Annotated in this window: 22 protein-coding genes and 1 other RNA gene; 6 read left to right on the top strand and 17 right to left on the bottom strand. The window is 43.0% G+C overall.

Annotated elements, in window-relative coordinates; genetic code table 11:
• Positions 1-58 precede the first annotated feature (58 nt).
• Entirely contained in the window at positions 59-721 is a 663-nt protein-coding gene (gene ung / locus G460_RS0111895; RefSeq protein ID WP_026955563.1) for a uracil-DNA glycosylase, read from the top strand.
• 57 nt (positions 722-778) lie between these two features.
• Here ung and lepB read toward each other — a convergent pair whose 3' ends face one another.
• From lepB to G460_RS0111860, 7 genes are all read right to left on the bottom strand, one after another.
• Complete coding sequence (lepB, locus tag G460_RS0111890) at positions 779-1,852, bottom strand: signal peptidase I (protein ID WP_026955562.1); 1,074 nt, start codon at positions 1,850-1,852, stop codon at positions 779-781.
• Between the two features lie 11 nt (positions 1,853-1,863).
• Positions 1,864-2,586 (bottom strand): 4-hydroxy-tetrahydrodipicolinate reductase, encoded by a 723-nt coding sequence (dapB, locus tag G460_RS0111885; RefSeq protein ID WP_026955561.1) that lies wholly within the window; start codon positions 2,584-2,586, stop codon positions 1,864-1,866.
• Complete coding sequence (locus G460_RS0111880) at positions 2,586-3,209, bottom strand: DUF5683 domain-containing protein (protein ID WP_026955560.1); 624 nt, start codon at positions 3,207-3,209, stop codon at positions 2,586-2,588. Before G460_RS0111880 ends, dapB begins: the two co-directional genes overlap by 1 nt.
• 2 nt (positions 3,210-3,211) lie before the next feature.
• Positions 3,212-4,123 carry a ParB/RepB/Spo0J family partition protein gene (locus G460_RS0111875; protein ID WP_026955559.1) on the bottom strand — a complete coding sequence of 304 codons (912 nt, stop codon included), beginning with the start codon at positions 4,121-4,123 and terminating at the stop codon, positions 3,212-3,214.
• 1 nt (position 4,124) lies between these two features.
• On the bottom strand, positions 4,125-4,907 hold the full coding sequence (locus G460_RS0111870) for a ParA family protein (protein ID WP_026955558.1): 783 nt from the start codon (positions 4,905-4,907) through the stop codon (positions 4,125-4,127).
• A 290-nt stretch (positions 4,908-5,197) separates the two neighbouring features.
• Positions 5,198-6,997 (bottom strand): membrane protein insertase YidC, encoded by a 1,800-nt coding sequence (yidC, locus tag G460_RS0111865; protein ID WP_026955557.1) that lies wholly within the window; start codon positions 6,995-6,997, stop codon positions 5,198-5,200.
• 30 nt (positions 6,998-7,027) lie between these two features.
• Entirely contained in the window at positions 7,028-8,644 is a 1,617-nt protein-coding gene (locus tag G460_RS0111860; RefSeq protein ID WP_026955556.1) for a CTP synthase, read from the bottom strand.
• A 376-nt stretch (positions 8,645-9,020) separates the two neighbouring features.
• Between G460_RS0111860 and G460_RS0111855 the strand changes: the two genes are divergently transcribed.
• Entirely contained in the window at positions 9,021-9,422 is a 402-nt protein-coding gene (locus G460_RS0111855; RefSeq protein WP_026955555.1) for a hypothetical protein, read from the top strand.
• A gap of 50 nt (positions 9,423-9,472) precedes the next feature.
• On the opposite strand, the gene G460_RS0111850 is transcribed toward G460_RS0111855, so the two are convergent.
• Both G460_RS0111850 and G460_RS0111845 read right to left on the bottom strand, forming a co-directional pair.
• Complete coding sequence (locus G460_RS0111850) at positions 9,473-9,883, bottom strand: hypothetical protein (protein WP_026955554.1); 411 nt, start codon at positions 9,881-9,883, stop codon at positions 9,473-9,475.
• Positions 9,880-10,455, bottom strand: a complete 576-nt coding sequence (locus tag G460_RS0111845; RefSeq protein ID WP_026955553.1) for an RNA polymerase sigma factor — start codon at positions 10,453-10,455, stop codon at positions 9,880-9,882. Before G460_RS0111845 ends, G460_RS0111850 begins: the two co-directional genes overlap by 4 nt.
• Positions 10,456-10,559: 104 nt before the next feature.
• On the opposite strand from G460_RS0111845, the gene G460_RS0111840 reads away from it, so the two are divergent.
• The 4 genes from G460_RS0111840 (at position 10,560) to G460_RS0111825 (ending at position 13,622) form a co-directional block, all read left to right on the top strand.
• Positions 10,560-10,898 carry a DUF6249 domain-containing protein gene (locus G460_RS0111840; protein WP_026955552.1) on the top strand — a complete coding sequence of 113 codons (339 nt, stop codon included), beginning with the start codon at positions 10,560-10,562 and terminating at the stop codon, positions 10,896-10,898.
• Between the two features lie 107 nt (positions 10,899-11,005).
• Positions 11,006-11,476, top strand: a complete 471-nt coding sequence (locus G460_RS0111835) for a hypothetical protein (protein ID WP_026955551.1) — start codon at positions 11,006-11,008, stop codon at positions 11,474-11,476.
• Positions 11,473-12,891, top strand: coding sequence for a CCA tRNA nucleotidyltransferase (locus G460_RS0111830; protein WP_026955550.1), 1,419 nt, complete (start codon positions 11,473-11,475; stop codon positions 12,889-12,891). The genes G460_RS0111835 and G460_RS0111830 overlap by 4 nt, the downstream gene beginning before the upstream one ends.
• Positions 12,892-12,917: 26 nt before the next feature.
• Entirely contained in the window at positions 12,918-13,622 is a 705-nt protein-coding gene (locus G460_RS0111825; RefSeq protein WP_026955549.1) for a tetratricopeptide repeat protein, read from the top strand.
• 28 nt (positions 13,623-13,650) lie between these two features.
• On the opposite strand, the gene G460_RS0111820 is transcribed toward G460_RS0111825, so the two are convergent.
• From G460_RS0111820 to G460_RS0111790, 8 genes are all read right to left on the bottom strand, one after another.
• Positions 13,651-13,887, bottom strand: coding sequence for a hypothetical protein (locus tag G460_RS0111820; RefSeq protein ID WP_026955548.1), 237 nt, complete (start codon positions 13,885-13,887; stop codon positions 13,651-13,653).
• A gap of 79 nt (positions 13,888-13,966) precedes the next feature.
• Complete coding sequence (locus G460_RS0111815; protein WP_026955547.1) at positions 13,967-15,184, bottom strand: S8 family peptidase; 1,218 nt, start codon at positions 15,182-15,184, stop codon at positions 13,967-13,969.
• A 139-nt stretch (positions 15,185-15,323) separates the two neighbouring features.
• A complete protein-coding gene (locus G460_RS0111810; protein ID WP_026955546.1) occupies positions 15,324-16,712 on the bottom strand; it encodes a S41 family peptidase in 1,389 nt (462 codons plus the stop codon).
• A 68-nt stretch (positions 16,713-16,780) separates the two neighbouring features.
• Complete coding sequence (locus G460_RS0111805; protein ID WP_026955545.1) at positions 16,781-17,491, bottom strand: cell division ATP-binding protein FtsE; 711 nt, start codon at positions 17,489-17,491, stop codon at positions 16,781-16,783.
• A gap of 2 nt (positions 17,492-17,493) precedes the next feature.
• Positions 17,494-17,697, bottom strand: coding sequence for a hypothetical protein (locus G460_RS0111800; RefSeq protein WP_026955544.1), 204 nt, complete (start codon positions 17,695-17,697; stop codon positions 17,494-17,496).
• A 47-nt stretch (positions 17,698-17,744) separates the two neighbouring features.
• Positions 17,745-18,404, bottom strand: coding sequence for a fructose-6-phosphate aldolase (gene fsa, locus G460_RS0111795; protein WP_026955543.1), 660 nt, complete (start codon positions 18,402-18,404; stop codon positions 17,745-17,747).
• A 125-nt stretch (positions 18,405-18,529) separates the two neighbouring features.
• Positions 18,530-18,616: signal recognition particle sRNA small type (gene ffs, locus G460_RS22900), an RNA gene on the bottom strand.
• Between the two features lie 114 nt (positions 18,617-18,730).
• Positions 18,731-19,342 (bottom strand): hypothetical protein, encoded by a 612-nt coding sequence (locus tag G460_RS0111790; RefSeq protein WP_157366922.1) that lies wholly within the window; start codon positions 19,340-19,342, stop codon positions 18,731-18,733.
• Between the last annotated feature and the right edge of the window lie 32 nt (positions 19,343-19,374).

Below are 19,374 nucleotides of genomic sequence, written 5' to 3'. Positions count from 1 at the left end.
TTGTCCTTAAAAGCTAGCAAATATACTGTTTTTCAGCTAGAAACCTTAATTATACTGTATGGAAGTGAGAATTGAAAGTGGGTGGAAAGAAGTTTTGGCTCCGACTTTCCAACAAGAATATTTTCAGGATTTAGTAGACTTTGTCAAAGACGAGTATTCCAAAGGACTTGTTTTTCCGCCGGGGAAGGAAATATTCAATGCGTTTGATTTTTGTCCCTTGGATCAAGTCAAAGTGGTCATCTTGGGGCAGGATCCTTATCATGGGCCGGGCCAAGCCCACGGTTTGTCTTTTTCTGTCAAGGAGGGACAATCATTTCCTCCCAGTTTGCTGAATATTTTCAAGGAGATTAAGGCAGATTTGGGTAAAGATATGCCTCCTCATGGAGATTTGAGCCGCTGGGCTCAGCAGGGTGTGTTTTTGCTCAATGCCACTCTTACTGTCAGGGCACATCAGGCTGGTTCTCACCAGAAAAGAGGATGGGAAGAGTTTACAGATTCTGTTATCCAGGCTATTAGCGACAAGAAAGAACATGTGGTTTTTTTGCTTTGGGGTGCATATGCTCAAAAAAAATCCAGTTTGATAGATTCTAGCAAGCACATGATTTTAAAGGCGCCCCATCCAAGTCCACTCTCGGCCCATCGGGGCTTTTTTGGATGTAGGCATTTTTCTAAAGCTAACACTTACCTTGAGTCTCAGGGGTTAGAGCCGATCAATTGGTAAAAGAAAAGGCTAGCTCAACAAAATGAGCTAGCCTTTTCTACCAGATAGAAACTGTACTTAATTGATTCCTTTGAAGATTCTACTCCATCTGATTTTGCTAAACATGGACTCATACTTGTCTAATGACAACCATAAGAACCACGCCTTGCCTACTACATGGTCTTCCGGTACAAAACCCCAATACCTGGAATCTAGAGAATCATGTCTATTGTCACCCATCATGAAGTAGTAGTCTTGCTTGAAAGTGTAAGAATCTACTTTCTGTCCATCGATGAATAGTTCATTTCCTTTGATTTCTACCTGCTCGTGTCCTTCATAATGCTCGATTGTGAATCCGTAGCGCATCACATGATCAGGCGTCATCTCTATGGTCCATCCTTGGCCAGGAACGGTCAGAGGACCATATTGATCTCTATTCCACTGGGTGCTTAAGCCCTCTGGGAAAATTCCTTTTTCTCCTCCGGGATTTTGAATTCTCTTGATGACCTCCGTGACTACCGGCGAGGACTTGAGCCGCTCGATGATCTCATCTGTTGTGAATACCCAATAACCTGAGCCATCCATAAAAGGCGAATAGCTACCTTGCGAAATGTCGTAGTCTTTAAAAAACTCGTGATTCAACGGTCTATTGGTGATCACATCGTAGGAATATTGCATCTCTTCAGGCTTCAAAGCAGGCTCGCTATTGATGAAAAGATCGCCGTTTTTGATTTCAACTACGTCTCCTGGAGTTCCCACTGCTCGTTTGATGTAGTTGGTCTTGAGGTCGTTGGGGTATTGAAACTCAGTTGGGAAATTGAATACAACCACGTCGTTTCTCTCTACATCCGCAAATCCAGGAAGTCTATAATAGGGGAGCTGAATAGCATCAGAGTAGGAGGGGATTTCTGTTCCCCAGATTTTTTGATGCGTCAGAGGCATTTGAATCGGAGTTTTTGGGATCCGGGTGCCATAGTGCATCTTGCTGACGAAAAGAAAGTCACCTACCAATAAGGACCTTTCCATTGAGGCAGTAGGGATCGTGAATGGTTCCAAGAGAAGCCATCTGATCAAACTGGCAGCCACTACGGCAAATACCAATGCGTCAATCCATTCTCTGGCCGCTGATTTTTTTTGTTTTGATTTGCTCATGAGTTAGATGGTCAAAAAGATAGGAAATCGTTCATAGAAAGGACTCCTTTTTTGCCTTGGATCCATTCTGCTACCAAAACTGCGCCAAGAGCAAAGCCTTGTCTGCTGTGAGCGGTGTGGCTGATTTCAATATCGTCTATTTCTGATTGATAGCGGATAATATGTGTGCCAGGGGCAGGGTCGATCCGCTTGGAAGTAATAGGCAAAGACTGTTCGTTTCCGTTCGATTCACCGGTCAAGTGCCAATCCTTGAATTGGCTGCTTTCATTGATGATCCCCTCTGCCAGCGTGATGGCCGTACCTGATGGAGCGTCCAGTTTGGCGGTATGATGGATTTCTTCTATGCTGGATTGATAGCCCGTGGTTTCATTCATGAGTTTGGCTAGAAACTCATTGACTTTGAAGAAAATATTCACTCCTATGCTGTAATTAGAGGCATAGAAAAAAGCACCGTTTTTCTCCTTTGTCAAAGAGTCGAGCCGAGGCTTTTCATTCAACCAACCGGTCGTTCCGGACAAAACTGGAATGTTATTTTCGAGGCACCAGGTGATATTTTCTACCGCTGCTTCTGGTTGGCTAAATTCTATAGCAGCATCTACCGTCGATGGATCAATCTGCTGTAGATCTTCACGATTGTCTATGCTTATTTTTCCGGCTAGGGTATGACCTCTCGATTCGGCGATTTGCCCGATCAATTGTCCCATTTTACCATAGCCTAAGAGCAAAATATTCATTATTGAAATCTTAGTTTTATTGTAAACCCGTATTGTTGATTCCGGGCAGATAGTGTTTCAAAATTAGGTTCGAATCCCAAAGCTAAGTCATCGGATATGTCAAAGCCTGAGAGGTGGGCGTCTACATTGGCGTCGATGATATTCAATGCATAGATACCAGCGAGGAGCAAGATCGTCAAATCTCTGTTTTTTCGCCAATATTCCACGTTTCTGACTAGCGCATCCCGGTTGAGACTGGGGAAATCATTGACTTCACCGTCATCAAAGGCAAACAAAGCCTCCCGAAAAACCTGATACCGCTTGTTGTTAAACCCTATGAAATAGATGTCGGTGATAAAGCCGGCATAGAGAATCGGGACCTTCCAGGCCTTGCCGTTGTAGACTTGGCCTGCTCCCGGCAAAATGGCAGAAAGCAAGGTCGCTTTTCTGGGATTCTTTGGCAAGGAGGAATAGTCTGGTTTCTCTGATTTTTGTGAAGGAGTCTCTATGTTCTCTATAGCTACAGCTTCCTCTACCTCTTGTGCCTGGACAGGAGACGCATGCATCAAGCACAAAAACAAAAGACCCAAGGAGATCCAAGGGGCTTTGGTCGATAAAGAGAAATGTCGGCTTATTTTTTCCAAAATTAGATGATTTCCAAAAGCTCCAATATCCTATTGAGATCGGAGGTAGAGGTAAATGGGATTTTGATTTCTCCCTTGTTTTTTTCGTTGGCTTTCAGAGCTACTTTGGTTCCAAAATGAGAAGCGAGTCGCTGTTGGATTTTGTTGAGCTCATATTTTCTGACCGGATCTAGGCTTGGTTCAGATTTTTTCTCTGGTTTTCCTTCGTTCAGAGCTTTGACCAAAGCCTCGACTTTGCGCACACTTAGTTCTTCCTCTACAGCCTTTTTGAAAATGGCGAGTTGCTTGTCCACATCTTCGATATTGATCAGGGCTCGCGCATGTCCCATAGATAATTGCTGATCTCGAATAGCCGCTTGGATCGTGGGAGGAAGTTTGAGTAGTCTCAGGTAATTGTTGACTGTCGTTCTGTTTTTGCCAACGCGATCTCCCAGTTGCTCTTGCTTGAGGTCACATTCTGCGAGTAGTCTCTGGTAAGACTGGGCGATTTCCAGTGCGTTGAGGTTTTCCCGTTGGATGTTTTCGATCAGAGCCATTTCCAGCATCTGCTGATCATTCGCAGTACGGACATAGGCGGGGATCTTCTCCAGACCTGCCAGTTTGGAAGCCTGAAATCTCCTTTCACCAGAGATTAACTGGTATTCGTTTTGATCCAGTTTGCGAACAGTGATCGGCTGAATGATCCCTTGTACCTTGATGGATTCGGAAAGCTCCTGAAGGGCTTCCTTGTCAAAATGAGTTCGTGGCTGAAAAGGATTGACTTGTATATCGGAAAGTGAAATTTCAAAAATTCCGGTTTTCGCTACCTCGGGTAGGATGTCTTCTGATTTGCTTTTGGCCGGGCTGTCTTCCAACAGGGCTCCCAATCCTCTTCCTAATGCAGTTTTCTTTCTATTGGGTTTTTGATCAGCCATATTATGAATTTACTTTTTGAAGGCCGTTTTTCTGCGCGATTTCGCTGGCCAAATTAAGGTAGGCGACGGCTCCTTTGCCATCTGCGTCAAATGCAATTGCTGGCATGCCGAAACTTGGTGCCTCTGACAATCGGACATTTCGCGGAATAATGGTATCGAATACCATGTTTTTGAAATGAACTTTGACTTCTTCTACGACCTGATTGGATAGTCGCAGTCTGACATCGTACATGGTCAGTAGAATGCCTTCTATTTCTAGATCAGGATTGAGTCTGGTCTGGATGATTTTGATGGTGTTGAGTAGCTTGCCCAAGCCTTCCAATGCAAAATACTCGCACTGCACCGGGATAATTACCGAATGTGCTGCTGTCAATGCATTGATGGTGATCAAGCCAAGAGAGGGAGAGCAGTCGATGATGATGAAGTCATATTCATCTTTCAGAGGCAAAATCACCTCTTTCATCTTCTCTTCCCGATTGTCCATATTGATCATCTCCACCTCAGCGCCGACTAGGTCGATGTGAGAGGGCACGAGATCCAAATGTTCTATTTCAGTCTGAAGGATGATTTCCCTGACATCTATCCCATCCACCATGCATTCGTATACGCTGGTGCTTATATTTTTGGGATCATGTCCTAGGCCAGAGGTAGTATTGGCCTGAGGGTCGGCATCGATGACCAGGGTCTTATGCTCCAGCACAGCTAGACTGGCTGCCAAATTCATCGCGGTGGTGGTTTTTCCAACTCCTCCTTTTTGATTGGCTATAGCAATGATTTTTCCCATGGTTCTTTTTGAAATTTAGTCTCAATATTAAGCAAATTCCAGTCTTTTTCGACTTCGGAGCTTCCTTTTTTTATCCCGATAGATCTGTCAGTTTTTGTCTGAAAAAGCAGAAAACCTTGCTGTGAGTCTTTCTAATCAGGCTTGGATCAGTCTTTTATTCCACTTCTACGGGAGTAGATGGAAGATGTTAAATTTTCTTGATTCTTAATTTGGACTTGTGATCCTTCCGGTTAGCCCTACTTTTTGATTTATTGACGGCAGCAATAAAAAAAGGCCCGAAGGCCTTTTGATTATTTCTTGCGATTGGCATCAGCTGCCTTCATCGCATCCTCAAGTCTTTGCTGGAATTTGGATTTTTTCTTATTCGCATTCTTCACTTTGTTTTCTTCTACTTTCAGACGGATTTTGTCATCATCCACAAATAGCTTGATCAAAGCCTGCTGTCCAAATGTCACCATATTGGATACGAAGTAGTAGAAACTCAAACCTGCTGGATAGGAGTTTAGGATAAACATAAACATCACTGGCATGATGTACCCTATGTTTTTCATCGGTCCCGTGGCAGTGGTGAGTTGGTTATTGAAGTGTGTGTACACGATCTGTGATACGGTCATCAACAAGGTGAACAAACTGACATGGGATCCATAGAATGGAATGGTAAATGGCAGTTTGATGAATTCATCGTAAGTCGAAAGGTCATTGGCCCAAAGGAAGGATTCCTGTCTGAGTTCTACTGAATTAGGGAAGAAGAAGAACATCGCAAACAAGAATGGCATCTGAAGCAAAAGCGGCAAACATCCAGAAATAGGAGATACGCCCAGCTTGGAAAACAGCTTCATTTGCTCCTGCTGCATTTTGGTCTGATCCTCGCCATATTTCTCTTTGAGCTCGTCTATCTCAGGCTTGATGACCCGCATCTTTGCCATCCCGATGTAAGACTTGTATGTCAAAGGAGATAGGGCAAGCTTGATGATCAGTACGATCAAAATGATGATGACACCGTAGTTGTCAAAGAACTTTTCTAAGAAGTAGAAAAGGTTGACGATGATATACTTGTTGACCCAGCTTACAAAGAAGTAGCCCATGTCCACATTCTTCTCAAAGCCATCGGTGACTTTTTTCAGGGTTTTGTATTGATCTGGTCCGAAGTAGAACTGAAGATTTGCTGAGCCATTTTCCATCGGCACTTGTAGACTCGTGGCCATGGTCCTAACGACGGCACTATCAGCTGGAGTGCTTTGATTAAGGCTTACCTGCTGGAAACCTGTCTCTGAAATAATCCCGGAAGTGAAAAATCGTTGGCTAAAACCAATCCATTTTACCGGTTCAGAGACTGTTTCGGTTTCTGCATCTTCGCCCACTCCTAGGTTTTCATAGGATCCAGAGCTAGTATAATAGTTAAGTTGTGTTTTTCTTCTGGACTCGGCAAGGTCTCTTTCCACGGCTTTGACTTGGTCTTCCCAGTTCAAAGCAAGAGATTGAGAAGTCAATACCCCATTGAAGCGGTCCACAGAGAAACTTTTGTCGACTACATAGCTACCATCTGTAATGGAGAAAACTTGCGAAATAGTACCGTTTTCGGTTCCCGCAGTCAAGGTCAAGGTGGAGATGGCCAGTCCTTCTTCATTTTGACTGTTAGAAAGCTCAGGCGTGAAATAAAACTCAGAAAGAGACACCGGTCCTTTGCTCGTCTCAATAGAGAAATCCATTTGAGAGGATTGCTCATCGATCAAAAGCAAGGGCTCTTGTTCCCAGGTTTTAAATTCCTTTAGGTTTACCTCTTTGATAGCTCCACCTTTAGTGGAGATTGCTACTTGGATTTTATCATTTTCCAAGGTGATTGTTTCCTCTTCTCCTTGGGTCAAGGTAGCTAGTGCACCATATTTTGCAACTCGATTGGCATCGATGGTACTATCGTTTTCTAGTGGCGCAGCAGGACTAAAGTCTGCTGCAGCGGAAGTAGCTGATTCAGTTTGGACAGGGGACTCCTCTAGCACTGGGGGAGTTTCTGGACTACTTGCAAAGAAGATGGAATACACCAAAATCACTGCTGCAAATAGGATTAATCCTGTCGCTTGATTTCTATCCATAATTTGTTGGTTCCCTGATGGGGATTTCTTTTACTTGATTTTCTTATCGATGGCTGCTTGGATAAACTTCACAAACAGCGGCTGAGGACTCAAAACAGTACTCTTGTATTCCGGATGAAACTGGACGCCGACAAAGTAAGGATGGTTTTTGATCTCGACGATTTCGACTAGTCCTGTATCGGGGTTTTTGCCAGTGGCGATCATGCCAGCGCTTTCGATTTCTTTGATGAATTCATTGTTGAACTCGTAGCGATGTCTGTGTCTCTCCTGTATTTTGGTTTTTCCATAGGCGCTATAGGCCTTGCTGGATTTTTTCAGATCGCAAGAATAAGCCCCTAATCTCATAGTACCGCCCATTTGGTCGATTTTTTTCTGCTCCTCCATGAGGGCTATTACCGGATAGGGAGTTTCTGGATCCATTTCAGTACTGTTAGCCTTTTCAAAATTCAGCACATTTCTGGCGAATTCGATGACGGCTACTTGCATTCCCAAGCAGATTCCGAAAAATGGAATTTGGTTTTCTCGGGCATATTTGACTGTTTCTATTTTTCCTTCAAAGCCTCTTTCTCCAAAACCAGGAGCCACGAGGATACCATCTAAGTCGTCTAATTTGGTCTGTAGATTGTCAGGGTTGATTTCTTCTGAAGATATTAGTCTGAGGTTGACTTTGCACTCGATCGATGCTCCAGCATGAGTAAATGCCTCAATGATGGATTTGTAGGAATCTGGCAGGGAAACATACTTTCCGATAAGTCCTATGTTGACTTCTTGGGTAGGATTTTTGAGTTTGCCGAGAAATTCCTTCCAGTTTTCAAGTTCGGTATTCTGCTTGGAGCTTAGCTTGAGCTTGGTCATCACACGCTCATCTAGTTTCTCTTTTTTCATCAAAAGAGGTACATCGTAGATAGAGTCGGCATCGATGGATTCGATGACACAGTTGAGCTGCACATTACAGAAAAGCGCAAGTTTCTTCTTGACATCGGCAGGAAGATGATGCTCGGTACGGCAGACCAAGATGTCCGGCTGGATACCAGCCTCCAGCAATTGCTTGACAGAGTGCTGGGTTGGTTTTGTCTTGAGTTCTTTGGCCGCCTTCAGGTAAGGGATCAATGTCAGGTGGATTACCAAGAAATTATTCGGTCCCAGATCCCAACGGGCCTGACGTACTGCCTCGATGAAGGGTAGAGACTCGATGTCCCCGACACAGCCACCAATTTCGGTGATGACTACGTCAAATTTGCCGTCTTGGCCTAGTTTATAGAAGTTTGATTTGATCTCATCCGTGATGTGAGGAATGACCTGAACTGTTTTTCCCAGGAATTCACCCTTTCTTTCTTTGGTGATGACATTGTTGTAGATCCTTCCAGTGGTGACGTTGTTTTCTTGAGAAGTGGTGATATTGAGAAAACGCTCGTAATGTCCCAAGTCCAAATCGGTCTCTGCTCCGTCGTCTGTGACATAGCACTCACCATGCTCATAGGGATTGAGTGTTCCTGGGTCGATGTTGAGATAAGGGTCAAATTTTTGGATGGTCACTGAAAATCCTCTGGATTGAAGCAATTTGCCCAAAGACGCGGCAATGATTCCTTTTCCGAGGGATGAAGTAACTCCTCCTGTAATAAAGATGTATTTGGTGGATGAGGCCATAAGAATGGTGAGAGATGAAATTTGATTGGATTCTTATGGGGCTCAAAATTAGGAAAATTATCCGATACCTGATTCAGATTTTTCGTTTTCCTCTGATTTGAATCGATTTTTTAGAGCAAAGAGAAAATACTCGGCCAAGTGACGAAAAGGTTAGTATAGCGTTTCATTTGCTTGACATTTGTACATTTTTCACTGTAAATATGAAAATCAATCGAGACTATTTATGAGTTATCAGAATCCTTACTGTTAGATAGTCTTGTGGGATTTATATAAAAGAAGACATGTGTTTTAAAAAAAACTATTGTTCGCTTTTGTCAATCATAATATTATATAAATTGCAAACTACTTTTGATTACAATACTTAAATTAAATTATCATGAGAGACCTTATTAAAGAAGCGATAGCTGATTTGAAAAAAAACGATGGGTTTGTTTACAAAACTGCCGAAGGAAAAAAAATTGATTTGCATGAAGCAGCGGCAAGAGGAATCGCTGTCACTCCAGTCAATCCTAAAGATGATGTGATTAAAAAATTGGAAGCAGCTGGTCTGTATCTGACCGATGGCAAATTCCTTAGTGAATTCAATGAATTGGTTTCTCTAATTAGCGGTGGATCTGTGGCTAAATCATCTAAAAGAAGATCTTTCTCTGACGGGGAAAAAAGTAAAATCATCGAAGAATGGAAAAAAGTAGAGGCTGCTGGTAACAAAACCAAAGCTGCCTTCGCAAGAGAAATTGGAGTGGGATATCAGACATTTATCAATTGGCTGAGAGGATAATCTTTACTCAATGAAAATTAAAAAGTGCAACTAAATAAGTTGCACTTTTTTTATTGTGTTTTTAGATTTTTTATCCTCATAGCAAGTAATGCTAAACTCAATAATCCAAATGATATAATGGACTGCAACATAACTTTGGTAGTAAATACAGAAGGTATATCCAAGTGAGGAGCTTTCAATGATATAGCAGGCAGATCAAATGCAACATAGTCTAACAGATACTCCGACCATGTGCCAGCACTGGCAGTAGGTATAAGAGAGAAGGCTATAATACTCCCAATAAAAAGAGCAATGAGTATCCAGTGAATTCTGGAAAATACTGGCTCATAGGATTTTATGGGTTTTTCTTGGTCCAGTTTGGTCATGACCGACAAAAAGAAATCTGGGCTGGGTTGCTGATGACCAGCCTCTTGAATCCACTTAAATAGTGGATCTTGGTCCTTGTTCAGTTGTTTGCTCATGATATATTTACTTTTTCATTTTCCATGGCTTTGGAAATTTCTACCATTAAGTTTTTTCTCCCGCGGTGAAGCAGGATTTTGATATTGGACTCAGAATAGGAGGTGATCTCTTGAATCTCCTTGATGGATTGCTCCTCGAGGTAATATAGCGTTAAGATCGCTGCTTCTGTAGGTTTGATTCTATCCAATGCCTCCTGGATCATTTTGCTGCGTTCAGCCCTTTGCATAGCCTCTAGACCAGTTTCGAAATCACCAAATTCCATGCCTTCAGAGTCCAGCTCATCTACTCTGAGAAATTGCCTTTGATTCTTGCGCAATTTTCCCAAGGCTTCATGATAAATAATTTTGTATAGCCAGGTCTTGAATGCTGATTTTCGTTCAAATTGAGCTAAGGAATGATAGATTTTGATAAACGAATCTTGTGCAACTTCCTTAGCGTCCTCTTCATTCTTGGTGATCCGCACCGCCAGGGTAAAGGCAAAGGCCTGATGCTTTTGAACCAAAAGGCCAAAGGCATGCCTGTCTCCTGCGAGGATCAAGTCTATATAAGCTGAGTCTTCTTTAAACTTCATTTTCACCTTAGATGAAAAGGATGAGAAAAAAGTTACAATTTTTTTCAAAGACTTGTAACCTTTTCTGAATACGGCTCATCCAAGGAGAAAAAACTACCAAAACTATGATGTCTGAAATCTTAATTCCGCTAATTATCTTTTCCTGCTTGTTTGGGATCATCTATGTGTATCTGTCTACAAGAAACAAAGAAAGGCTTGCATTGATCGAAAAAGGAGCCGATGCAAAAGTGTTTAATTCTGGTAAGAAGTACAGTTTCGGAGAAGTTGTTTTGAATTTTGCGCTGCTGGCGATCGGTGTAGGCGTGGGAATATTGGTGGGAGCTCTACTGGGTCAGGCAGGGATGGATTCTGATGTCTCATTTCCAGCCTGTATTTTTATTTTTGGAGGATTGGGCTTGACTGTCAGTTATTTTGTCAATAGAAAACTGAACGAAAAAGGATAATCCCTTCTTCAAAGGCTTTCCAAAAACCTCTTCTTCTTGGGAGAGGTTTTTTTGTGTGCGTCCTACTCTCAATATTCTGATTATTTTTGTGCAAAAATTTTATCGTTTTGGATCAATCGGAATTCGTCAAACTATTCAGAGACAAAGGAAGCCTCACTATCAAGGAAGGGAATGGGAAGGTCATCACATTGACCAAGCCGGAAAACTGGAAGGAGCAACAAGGGAAAGATGGGATCTATTTGTTATTTGATTTATTTCAGATCAGGTCCATTTCTGAGCAGTTTTCAGAAATCTCTCTCGATATCGTCGAGTATGCTTCGAAGCCCACAATCTACACCAGTCCGGCCAATCGATTGGTCCCAGAGGGCTTGGCAGTGAACGGTTCCATTCGATTCGCGTTGATCCGAGATACGGAGTGGAACAAGTTGCTTTTTCAGATATCCCAGCCGGTACTGGTTTACTTCGACACGAAAGAGTCCGTAGATGTCACTACAAAAAAGTATTTTCCATTATTTGGCCCTTCCGTCAAAGAGATGTATCTCGGGCCGGATGGAGATGTGAAGATCCTGAAAGGATGAATTTTAAAGAACAACTAGATCAAAATGGCATTTTTGCCAAAGTATCAAAAGCCGCTCAAAATCTAGGCTTGGAAACCTACGTGGTGGGCGGCTATGTCAGAGATTTGATTTTGGGGAGGTCCAGCAAGGATCTTGATTTTACCTGTGTGGGAAGCGGGATAGCTCTCGCCGAGGAGGTCGAGCGTCAGTTTGACTTTCATGTGCCGCTTTCGGTATTTAAAAATTTTGGTACCGCGATGCTCAAGTTGGAGGATGCGGAGTTGGAATTTGTGGGAGCGAGAAAGGAATCGTATCGATCAGAAAGCCGAAAACCTATCGTAGAAGATGGGACCTTGCAAGAAGATCTGGAGCGTCGTGATTTTACCATCAATGCAATGGCTATTTCATTGAATCCGGAGAATTACGGGGATTTACTGGATCCTTTTGATGGACTTGTAGATCTGAAGCGGAAAAACATCAAAACACCGCTTGATCCAGATGTGACTTTTTCGGACGATCCTTTGAGGATGTTGCGAGCGGTGCGTTTTGCCTCGCAGCTCAGTTTTGACATCGATCCTGATACTTTCTTTGCCATCGAAAAGAATGCCTCAAGACTCCAGATTATTTCTGCAGAAAGAATCATTACTGAGCTCAATAAAATTGTATTGAGTGATAAGCCGTCTTATGGATTCAAACTCCTATTTGCGGGGAAATTGCTTCATGAGTTTTTTCCGGAAATGGTCGAACTCCAAGGGGTAGACTCAGTGGATGATAAGTCTCACAAGGATAATTTCTACCATACGCTCCAAGTTTTGGATAATGTCTCTCAGGTGAGTGAGGATCTCTGGCTTCGATGGGCGGCGATTTTGCATGACATAGCAAAACCAGCTACCAAGAGGTTCAATGCCAAAGTTGGGTGGACATTTCACGGACATGAGGACAAGGGAGCTCGGATGACTCCTGGGATATTCAAGAGATTGAAGCTGCCAATGGATGAGCGGATGAAGTTTGTCCAAAAGCTGGTCCGTCTTCATCTGAGACCCATCGCATTGGTCAAAGATGAAGTGACAGATTCGGCATTGAGAAGGTTACTTTTTGATGCGGGAGATGCGATCGATGACTTGATGAAGCTATGCAGAGCGGATATCACTTCCAAAAACAACAAGAAGGTCAAGCGCTATCTGGACAATTTTGATAAAGTAGAGCAAAAACTCCAAGAAGTGGAGGAAAAGGATCAAGTGAGAAATTTCCAACCTCCAATCAGTGGGGAGGAAATCATGGAAATTTTTGATTTGAAACCTTCAAAAGTTGTCGGAGAAATAAAAGAAGAAATTAAAGAGGCTATATTGGAGGGCAAAATTCAGAATAACCCTCAAGAAGCCAGAAATCTGATGGTCGAGATCGCCGCAACAAAAGGTCTCCGGCCCAAATCCTAATTGAAAGAATAATTACTAATTACAAAATGAAACGAGTACTCCTTATTATGCTGGTAGCCATGCTGGGACATGGTCTACAAGCTCAGACCAATGATTCCATCCCAAGACTGGATCCAAAGGTCCGATCAGTATTGAATGTCCAAAACCAAGCTTCCTATCAATTAGCGTTGAGATACAATGATCCGGCAGCTGCCAAGACGATCTTGTACGATCTCATCGTGAGAAATCCTGAAAATCTACGCTATCTAGAGGCATTGGCCTCCTTGTATTTTGAGACAGGTCAGGCGATGTCTGCAGCTTTGGCCTCTTTGGATATCCTGGAAGTTAATGATCAAAATGTGGCAGCTTTGGAAATCGCTGCTTACTCCCTAGAGCAAGTAGGTGCTTTGGATCGAGCATTGCCTCATTTTGAGAGCCTATACTTGTTGACTGGTGATAACTTTAGCCTTTACAAGTCTGCGTTTATCCAGTATAATTTGAAGCGCTATGAAGAAGCATTGAACTCTACGAATATGCTTCTCAAAAATGCAAAGCCAGAAGATAAAATTGGATTTCCTGTCAGTCAAACAGAAACACAAGAGGTCTTGATGAAGGCGGCTGCATCGAATCTCAAAGGGATGATTTATTTGGATCAAGGTTCTAAAACTGAAGCGAAGACGGCTTTTGAAGAAGCCATCCAGTTGGATCCGAATTTCCAGCTAGCTAAAGAAAATTTGCAAAAAGCGCAATAACAACGAAACCGGCGAAAGCCGGTTTTTTTTATATAAAAAGAATATATGCCAAGCTAGTGCAGAATGCGGAAAGCAAAAAACTCAAGCCGATTATTTTGGCATAATTGGTAACCCACGTTTTGCCCTTGCCTCCATTGACCGGTACCAATTCTCGTTTGGGATGGATCACTTGCTGGATGATTGCCAAGGTGCCCATGAAATAAATTCCTAAAATCAATATAAAACTGGCTGTAGCTTCCATAGCTGCAAAAGTATTTGATTTCAAAAAGGAATCAGAGTTAAATCAAAAACTTAACGATTTGATAATGAGAAAAAAGCGGCTGATATCAGCCGCTTTTTCCTTGTTAATGATGGGCGATGACGTCAGGTTGGCCGTCCGGGTCACCACTATTGACCTGGCCGTCTGAGTGGATAGTGCCCAAAAGTAGGAGACCAGCTACGTGAGGGGAGGCCATCGAGGTTCCGTTATAGCTTGCGTAGCCTCCAGGAACCGTAGACAATATGTTCACCCCGGGGGCTGCGTATTCGATAGGGGGATTTCCATAATTTGAGAAATAGGCAAAGTTGTCATCTGAGTCAATGGCTGAAACAGTGTAGACGCCAGAATATTCTACTCTAGCAGGAGAACTGTTGTTAGCATTTTGAGATTCGTTTCCAGCGGCCAAGGCTACTTTGACTCCAGACTGTGCGAGCGCCACCACAGCAGCATCCAGAGAAGCGGAAGTAGGCCCTCCCAGACTCATGTTGGCTACATCACCTGGAGAGGCATTGTCAGCTACAAAATTGACTCCTGCAATCACTCCAGAATAAGAGCCGCTTCCTCTGCTATCCAGAACTTTGATTGGAACGAGTGTGACTCCGGGGGCAACTCCTATTACTCCGATTTCATTATCTATCGCTCCCACTGTTCCAGCTACGTGGGTGCCGTGGCCGTTTCCGTCAGAAGTAATGTCTGAGTCTCTGCCTTTGGTGAATGCATTGTATCCTAGATTCGCAGAGACATTTAGATCTGGATGGCTGGAGTCTATTCCGGAATCTATGATGTAGGCTTTATTACTTCCACTATAGGATCCTCCGCCAACTCTTGTGATTCCCCAGGGAATTTCCTGAGGGTTGCTGCCTCCGTTATTTCCGCCTTTGCCTTTGCCTGGAGGAGGTGCCAGCATCACTACTCGGTCTTGCTCAATATATTGGACAGAAGGATCTCCAAGGAGCGATTGGTATTGGTCCTGCGAAAGAGTTGCAGAAAATCCTTCGATAGAACTGCCGTAGACATGCTCAATATTTCCAGCGTCAATTCTGTACTTAGAAAGAAGATCTTCACTGATCTTTCGCATGCTTGCAGTATTTGCAGCATAATCCTGCGTCTTCCTAAAGTTGATTTGTGAGGGGTTCAATCGGACGATGTATTTGCCCGGAATGATTTCTCCGTGAGCGTAGCCAATAAATTCTACCGATTCAGTAGATGGTATTGGATTTTCTTCTTGAGGTTGGCAAGCAAAAGTCATCGCTCCTACTGCCGCTAAGCTAAGTAAAGCTCGGGGATTCCAAAGTTTTAACATTTGAGTTTAGTTGATTGGTTTTCATCAAGTTAAGTTTTTTGATGAAATAGTGAAATAAACTCAGGGTATTTGGAATGAGTACAAAGTACCGAAGAGAGATGTAAAAAAAGCCTCATTTGTGATGAGGCTTTTTTAGGTATTAGTTAAGTCTTTTGTTTTCGATCATGATTCCCTGCCGAACTTTCTTATCGAGGGAGCTGCCCATTTCTTGCCTGTCTAGCTTTTCAACTCTTAAGCTGGAAGCCGTGCCTGTAATTTGCTCTATAGCCGTACGGAGCATGATCTCTTGGGTGTCTCCGAGAGGGAGTAGTCTCTCGGTGAATTCTATAACTTCAATATTTGGTGAAAATCCAGTGGTGTAATCGGATTGATCCAAGCTATTAAAGCTTTGCGATACAATTGGTAGAATTCCATAAGGGTTGGAATCATTCTCTTCATCCTCAAAAGCAATAGAACCCACGTTTTTCCCGTAAGTGACATCTCCGATCAAAAAGACATCCATGTAGGGTTTGAGGCCATTGACCAATAGCTCGGAAGCTGAAGCTGTTCTTTCCGAAGTCAAAATATAGACTCTGTTGCCTTCGAGAGTCGCCCCTAAGTTTTCTGCTTTCGCCTTAAATGGTGTCTGTACGTTTTTAAAGTCATCATATTGACTGAGGAAGCTATTGTATTTAGTCTTCGAAAAGATATCCGAAGCACCTACCCCAGGCCCAATAAGACTTGCAAGGTTGACCGCGGAAGTCACATATCCACCTCCATTGTAGCGAAGGTCCACTATCAGGTGCTGGATGCTTTCATTCTTGAATTTTGCAAAAACGGCATCTATTTCCTGATCATAAGTAGTATTGGATCCGCCTGTCCCTGGAGCGAAAAAGTTGTACATCAAATAGCCGATCTTGGAATTGTCTATGGTGTAAACAGTGTCGATAAAAACTGGATTTTCTGCCAGTTCTATCGTATTCATGGTCACTTCTTCTTTTGCTTCGTACCCATTTAGTTCTTCATTGAATCGCAAATAATTCACCGTATGGGTGCTGGAAATATCGCCCAACACCTGTTGATAATTGGTGAGTGTCATTTGGACACCATTGATCTCATTGATAATGTCTCCGCGCATCAGTCCAGCAGAAGCGGCAGGGCTGTTCTTTTTGATGTATGTGATTTCGGCTACTACGTTTTCATTGCTTTGGCTTTCTCTGAATAGGGTGAATTCATAGCCCGCCTCCAAGGTTACTCCACTTAGGGCGTTGATCAAATCTTGATAATTCGGATAAATAGCGGAAAACCTATCTGTAGGACGATTGAGCAAGGACTCGAAATAATCTTCGGGATCTGAATCTGCCGCAATAGGAGTATTCATATCGTCCAGCCAGTAATATACCTGACTCATCACTTCAAAAATCCAATCATTGACAGCGGATTCTGAGCTGGGGTCTACAGGAGGAGTTGGGTCTTCGTCTGGGTCACAGGAGAAAAGAAATCCGGTACCAAGAAGAAAAGCAAGGGTGAATAGTTTGGATTGCTTCATAGTTGTTTAGTTGTCGAACAATAAACGGTAAAAAAATCCATATGTTATTTGGTAGCGCAGTTAAAAAATCAAAAACTGCTTCCAAATGATACGTCATGAGTCTGGCTGTCAAGCAGTTTTCCGTCTTGGCACTTCAGGACTCTATAGGGGTATTTTCGCAGCAATTCATGGTTGTGAGTTGCCATCAGGATGGCGGTTCCTTTTTTGTTGATTTCTTGGAAAAGCTTGAAAATCCCATCTGCTACATCCGGATCTAAGTTTCCGGTAGGTTCATCGGCTAGTAGGATCGAAGGCTCATTGAGCAAAGCTCGGGCAATCACCACACGCTGTTGTTCTCCTCCGGAGAGTTGGTGAGGCATTTTTGAAGACGCATTGGTGAGTCCTACCAGCATAAGCACTTCAGCCATGCGTTCATTTATTTTGTTTTTATCCTTCCAACCGGTGGCTTTCATCACAAAGTCGAGATTCTCTCCGACCGTGCGGTCATTGAAAAGTTGGAAATCCTGAAATATGATTCCCAATTTTCTTCTCAGAAAGGGGATTTCGGAAGTTTTGATATCTGTCAGATCAAAGCCGGCGATTTCAGCTTTTCCACTTTTGAGAGCCAGATCGGCATAGAGTGTTTTGAGAAGGGAACTCTTACCACTGCCTGTCTGACCGATCAGAAAGACAAATTCGTGCTGCTCTACCGAAAAACTGACATCAGCTAGAATGGGATCTATTCCCTGAAAGATGGTGGCATTGTTGACTTGAAGTACAGGTTGAGTACTGAAATCCATAGTTAAATAGCTAGTTTTTGTAATTTTCCGAAAGGAAGGGATTCTATCAATGCTTCGAGTTCTTTCTCTTTTCCTTCCAAGCCAAATTTTTCAATGTTTTTCATAGGTCTATCTGCTCTGAAATAGGCCACGAGTACGAAGTTTTCGTCACGAATCTGAATGTAGTCTGGGATTTTAGCTTTCCCTTTTACTTTGATGATATACATGGAGGAAGGTTAAAAAAGGTTGACCTTTCGGCCAACCTCCTGATTGATTATTTTCCTGCGGCTTTGGCATGATCTGCCAAAAACTGTGCTAGTCCTGAATCTGTCAATGGATGCTTGAGTAATCCGGTGATGACTTTGAGCGGGCAAGTCACTACATCTGCACCGATCTCAGCGCATTTGATCAAATGCATTGTATGACGTACTGAGGCTGCCAGTACTTCCGTGGCAAAACCATAAGTCTGGTAGATATGCACGATCTGCTCGATCAACTCCAGTCCATCAAAAGAAATGTCATCCAATCTTCCGATGAATGGAGACACATAAGAGGCTCCTGCTTTGGCGGCCAAAAGTGCTTGTCCGGAAGAGAAGATCAGGGTACAGTTGGTACGGATACCTTCGCTATGGAAATACTTGATTGCTTTGACACCATCCTTGATCATTGGGATTTTCACGACGATTTTGTCGTCGATTTTTGCAAGCTCTTTTCCTTCGCGGATCATGCCTTCAAAATCGGTGGAGATCACTTCTGCGCTGACTTTGTCGTCGACGATGTCGCAGATAGACTTGTAGTGCGCTCGCACATTTTCATCTCCTGTGATGCCTTCTTTGGCCATCAAAGACGGATTGGTAGTCACTCCGTCTAGTACTCCCAAGTCGTAGGCTTCTTGAATCTCAGCGAGATTCGCAGTGTCAATAAAGAATTTCATGTAAATAGGTATTTGATTTGAATTGCTAAATGAGAAAGCCCTCACGAGGACTTGTCGCAGACAAAGTTAAAAGATAAATCAGGATACGGAATGGAAAAAAAGAGAGGTTTGCCAAATAGGCAAAAAAAGAAGCGGCATCGCACCGCTACAACCGCCTACCCTTGCTCCCTTCCGGGCCTGGGGGATTCAGCAGGAGCTGGTCGTGCCGCTAGGCCACAAAGGTAAAGCAAAAATCTCTCTTTCCAATGAATCTCGATATTCTTTGATGCTTTTGAAGGTAGTGGGCTGATACTTAGTTTCTTTTATTTTTAAGTGTTCCTTGTCGATCAAGAAAGGGTGGGTTTGGGTCTCACTTGACTCTGACCGCGGTCTACTCGAAAGCTCAAAAATGAAAGTAGAATGCCCAAAGCTGATAGAATAAAGGATAGTTTTATTTCATGATAGGAAACACCAATAGCCGCCAGTTGTAAAGCCATCCCGCTCAGCCAAACCCAATGTCCTTGCGTACTGCGGGCTATGGCTTTGGTTGGAGTGGTGCTGGTGATTTCTTCGTTTAGCAGCGGTCCAAGAAAATGTCTATAGGGGAGCAAAATCAAGAGATTCAGCAAGAGGAGAAAGCCTAGGACAAAGGGCGTTCCTTTCCAATTTTGGGAAATAGTCACCATCAGGATGTTGAGAATCAAGGGAATCATCATGATGCCTCCCACTAGTCTAAATCTCAGCGTGAGGAGTAAATAGCCGATCACTACTTGAGAAAATGCTATGAACTTAGCATAAAAGCCAAGTTGATACTCTTCTAGTCGCTCTATCAGCCAGACCGGTCCGATCCAGCCGATGTACTGATGAGCAGCGAATAATTTGCCCATGCCTGCTCCGAAAAAAGTGAACCCAAGAAATATAGATATTGCAGGTAGTAAAAGTTGTCTGTATAGTTTCATGCCTTTGAGAGATCAATTCTAAAATATCACTA

Source organism: Algoriphagus vanfongensis DSM 17529 (genome assembly GCF_000429465.1).
GTDB lineage: Bacteria > Bacteroidota > Bacteroidia > Cytophagales > Cyclobacteriaceae > Algoriphagus > Algoriphagus vanfongensis.
Note: the sequence above shows the minus strand (reverse complement) of the source record. Positions and strands in the feature narration are given on the sequence as shown.

Coding starts and splice junctions, on each gene's coding strand:
- ung (WP_026955563.1), top strand. CDS start 59: ATGGAAGTGAGAATTGAAAGTGGGTGGAAAGAAGTTTTGGCTCCGACT.
- lepB (WP_026955562.1), bottom strand. CDS start 1,852: ATGAGCAAATCAAAACAAAAAAAATCAGCGGCCAGAGAATGGATTGAC.
- dapB (WP_026955561.1), bottom strand. CDS start 2,586: ATGAATATTTTGCTCTTAGGCTATGGTAAAATGGGACAATTGATCGGG.
- G460_RS0111875 (WP_026955559.1), bottom strand. CDS start 4,123: ATGGCTGATCAAAAACCCAATAGAAAGAAAACTGCATTAGGAAGAGGA.
- G460_RS0111870 (WP_026955558.1), bottom strand. CDS start 4,907: ATGGGAAAAATCATTGCTATAGCCAATCAAAAAGGAGGAGTTGGAAAA.
- yidC (WP_026955557.1), bottom strand. CDS start 6,997: ATGGATAGAAATCAAGCGACAGGATTAATCCTATTTGCAGCAGTGATT.
- G460_RS0111860 (WP_026955556.1), bottom strand. CDS start 8,644: ATGGCCTCATCCACCAAATACATCTTTATTACAGGAGGAGTTACTTCA.
- G460_RS0111855 (WP_026955555.1), top strand. CDS start 9,021: ATGAGAGACCTTATTAAAGAAGCGATAGCTGATTTGAAAAAAAACGAT.
- G460_RS0111850 (WP_026955554.1), bottom strand. CDS start 9,883: ATGAGCAAACAACTGAACAAGGACCAAGATCCACTATTTAAGTGGATT.
- G460_RS0111845 (WP_026955553.1), bottom strand. CDS start 10,455: ATGAAGTTTAAAGAAGACTCAGCTTATATAGACTTGATCCTCGCAGGA.
- G460_RS0111840 (WP_026955552.1), top strand. CDS start 10,560: ATGATGTCTGAAATCTTAATTCCGCTAATTATCTTTTCCTGCTTGTTT.
- G460_RS0111830 (WP_026955550.1), top strand. CDS start 11,473: ATGAATTTTAAAGAACAACTAGATCAAAATGGCATTTTTGCCAAAGTA.
- G460_RS0111825 (WP_026955549.1), top strand. CDS start 12,918: ATGAAACGAGTACTCCTTATTATGCTGGTAGCCATGCTGGGACATGGT.
- G460_RS0111815 (WP_026955547.1), bottom strand. CDS start 15,184: ATGTTAAAACTTTGGAATCCCCGAGCTTTACTTAGCTTAGCGGCAGTA.
- G460_RS0111810 (WP_026955546.1), bottom strand. CDS start 16,712: ATGAAGCAATCCAAACTATTCACCCTTGCTTTTCTTCTTGGTACCGGA.
- G460_RS0111805 (WP_026955545.1), bottom strand. CDS start 17,491: ATGGATTTCAGTACTCAACCTGTACTTCAAGTCAACAATGCCACCATC.
- G460_RS0111800 (WP_026955544.1), bottom strand. CDS start 17,697: ATGTATATCATCAAAGTAAAAGGGAAAGCTAAAATCCCAGACTACATT.
- fsa (WP_026955543.1), bottom strand. CDS start 18,404: ATGAAATTCTTTATTGACACTGCGAATCTCGCTGAGATTCAAGAAGCC.
- G460_RS0111790 (WP_157366922.1), bottom strand. CDS start 19,342: ATGAAACTATACAGACAACTTTTACTACCTGCAATATCTATATTTCTT.